This is a genomic window from Leisingera sp. F5, from assembly GCF_001593695.1.
On sequence record NZ_LUKH01000285.1, the window covers coordinates 1 to 3,103 of the forward strand.

2 protein-coding genes and 1 pseudogene are annotated in these 3,103 nt (G+C 63.4%); all 3 read left to right on the forward strand.

What is annotated here, in order from left to right; translation table 11 throughout:
• Positions 1-1,229 (forward strand): cbb3-type cytochrome c oxidase subunit I (locus A2I95_RS28930; protein WP_291735441.1); only part of this gene is annotated, 1,229 nt, incomplete at its 5' end.
• A 3-nt stretch (positions 1,230-1,232) separates the two neighbouring features.
• Positions 1,233-2,027 (forward strand): CbbQ/NirQ/NorQ/GpvN family protein, encoded by a 795-nt coding sequence (locus tag A2I95_RS28935; RefSeq protein ID WP_291735443.1) that lies wholly within the window; start codon positions 1,233-1,235, stop codon positions 2,025-2,027.
• Positions 2,028-2,031: 4 nt separating this feature from the next.
• Positions 2,032-3,103: pseudogene (locus A2I95_RS28940) on the forward strand (NorD nitric oxide reductase activation protein); the annotation flags it as partial.

Consider the following 3,103-nt stretch of genomic DNA (forward strand, 5'->3'; position numbering starts at 1 on the left):
CGCTGAGCGAGCTGTTGCCCTTCAACATTGTGCGGATGCTGCATACCAACGCGCTGATCGTCTGGCTGCTTTTGGGCTTCTTCGGGGCTGCTTATTACCTGATCCCCGAGGAATCAGAACGCGAGCTGTTCTCAGTGAAACTCGCCTATATCCAGCTTGCAATTCTTGTCGTTGGCACGCTGGGCGCGGTGGGCTCTTACCTCGTTGGTATCCACGGCGGGCGGGAGTTCCTGGAACAGCCCCTGTGGGTCAAGTTCGGGATTCTGGTTGCGGCAGTGATATTCCTCGTGAACATCTCGCTAACTGTGCTGGCGGGCCGCAAAACCGCGATCACCAACATCCTGCTGATGGGCCTGTGGCTGCTGTCGCTCCTGTGGGTGTTTGCCTTCATCAACCCCGACAACCTCAGCCTTGATAAGATGTACTGGTGGTTCGTCGTTCACCTGTGGGTGGAAGCCACCTGGGAGCTGGTGATGGCCGCGATCCTTGGCTACCTGATGCTGAAGCTGACCGGTGTTGACCGCGAAGTGGTGGAGAAATGGCTCTATGTCATCGTTGCCCTGGCGCTGTTCTCCGGCATCCTCGGCACCGGTCACCACTTCTTCTGGATCGGCACACCGGGATACTGGCAGTGGATCGGCTCGATCTTCTCGACCCTCGAAGTGATCCCCTTCTTCGCGATGATGAGCTTTGCCTTCGTCATGGTCTGGAAAGGCCGCAAGAACCACCCCAACAAGGCGGCACTGCTGTGGTCGCTTGGCGCCTCCACCGTAGCCTTCTTCGGGGCTGGCGTCTGGGGCTTCCTGCATACGCTGCACGGGGTGAACTACTATACCCACGGCACCCAGATCACCGCCGCCCACGGGCACCTGGCCTTCTACGGCGCCTATGTGGCGATGAACCTGGCGATGTTCACCTATGCGATGCCGCATCTGCGCAACCGCGATCCTTATAACCAGGTGCTGAACATGGCGTCCTTCTGGCTGATGACCGGCGGCATGGCCTTCATGACCTTCGTGCTGACCTTTGCCGGCACCATCCAGACCCACATGCAGCGCATCGTCGGCGACTACTACATGGACGTGCAGGACCAGCTGGGACTGTTCTACCTGATGCGTCTCGGTTCCGGCGCAGTGGTGGTCCTTGGCGCACTGCTGTTCATCTACGCAACTGTGGTGGTCCGCCGCGAAGTCATCAAACCCGGCCCCGCGGCCGTACCGGGAGAGTAAGCCATGAACGCAATGAACATGCCTTCCGTGCCCTTCTACCGTCCCGCTGGCGATGAATGCACTGTCTTCGAGATGGCCCAAGCCAACGGTCTGCCCTTTCTTTTGAAGGGGCCCACCGGCTGCGGCAAGACGCGGTTCGTGGAACATATGGCAGCCCGGCTTGGGCTGCCCCTCCACACCGTTGCCTGCCACGATGATCTGTCCGCCGCCGACCTGATCGGGCGCTACCTGCTGAAAGGCGGAGAAACGGTCTGGGTCGACGGCCCGTTGACCCGCGCGGTGCGCGAGGGCGGCATCTGTTACCTGGATGAGGTGGTCGAAGCCCGGAAAGACGTGGCCGTGGTGCTGCACCCGCTGACCGACGATCGCCGCCGTCTGGTGATCGACCGCACGGGTGAGGAACTGGCGGCCCCCAAGCCCTTCATGCTGGTGGCCAGCTACAATCCCGGCTACCAGAACATCCTGAAGAAGCTGAAGCCCTCGACCCGGCAGCGCTTCCTGTCGATCAGCTTCGACTTCCCCGAAGCCGCTGCTGAGACCGCCGTGGTTGCCGCCGAGAGCGGGCTGGACGAGGGCCGCTCCGCCGCGCTGGTGCGACTGGCGGGCCATATCCGCAAGCTCTCCGGCATGGATCTGGAGGAAGGCGTCTCTACCCGCCTCTTGATCTACGCCGCGACGCTGATCGCCAAGGGCATGAGCGTTGAGCGGGCGGTGGAGGCCGCCATCATCGAACCCCTCAGCGACGAGGCTGACGTGAGCCAGGCGCTGCGCGACCTCGCGGCCAGCGTCTACGGGTGATGCCATGATCCACGCTCTCGACCTTCTGGAACCCGAAGAAACGGTTGGCAACCTGTGGCACGGCATGGCCACACGGATCGGTGCCGCAGAGGACGGAACCGAACATATCGTTCGGTTCGAGGACATGCGCGCCAGCGTGGCGGCGCTGTTCCGGGCGCTGGGCGGGGCCGGGGGCGTGGAAATCCAACCGGCACCCGCGGTGCTGTCGGACCACCGCCCGGACCGGCTGCGCCGCATCGGCACGCCGCGGGAGATAGTGAATATGGCCAGTTTCGACGGCGAGCGTTTGCGTCTGCCGCCGGAAATGGCTGCCTTTCCCAGCCGCGAGCTGAACCGCAAGGCCTATCTGTGGCTGGCTGCAATGGCTGCCACGATTGAACTGCCGGATCGCAACGAGGACCGCTATCAGGCGGACCAATTGGAAATCGCGGCCAATGCCCGCGCAGCCGATCAGGTGTTTGCCGCCTGTCCGGGGCTGCGGTCTGCCTATGGCGCGTTCTGCGCCCATACTGCCGAGACCCGCAACCGCAGCGGCCTGCCGCGGTCCGAGGCGCGGATTGAGCAGATGGTGCTGGACCAGATCGGTTCCGACTGCCGTATCGCCGAGCCCTGCACCTGCACCGAACCGCGCGGCTACCGGACCTATCAGCCGGTGCCGTTCTGGCTGCGCCTGCCGGTGCCGCAGGCGGGCAGGGGGGCCGCTCCCGAAGCGGAAGAGATGAAAACCCCGGGCCTCGCCGTCTCCACCCGCAAGACGGCCAAGCGGCAGGATCAGGACCAGACCACCCGCAAGGACAGTTTCATCGTCCACCGGTTCGAGTCGATCCTGTCCTGGGCCGAAAGCCTGAACATCAACCGGATGGTCGATGACGACGACAACGAAAACGCCCAGAAAGCGGCAGAGGATCAGGACAACCTCACCCTCTCGCAGCATATGAAGAGGGCGGCGTCCCGGTTGCGGATCTCGCTGGACCTGTCACCACAGGACGCCGAACACGAGCGGCTGGCGGGGCAGTTCACCTATCCCGAATGGAACCACCGCCTGGGCAAACACATGCCCGATCACACCTGTGTGC

Excerpts from the sequence above, each read along its gene's own strand:
- A2I95_RS28935 (WP_291735443.1), top strand. The coding sequence starts at position 1,233 with ATGAACGCAATGAACATGCCTTCCGTGCCCTTCTACCGTCCCGCTGGC.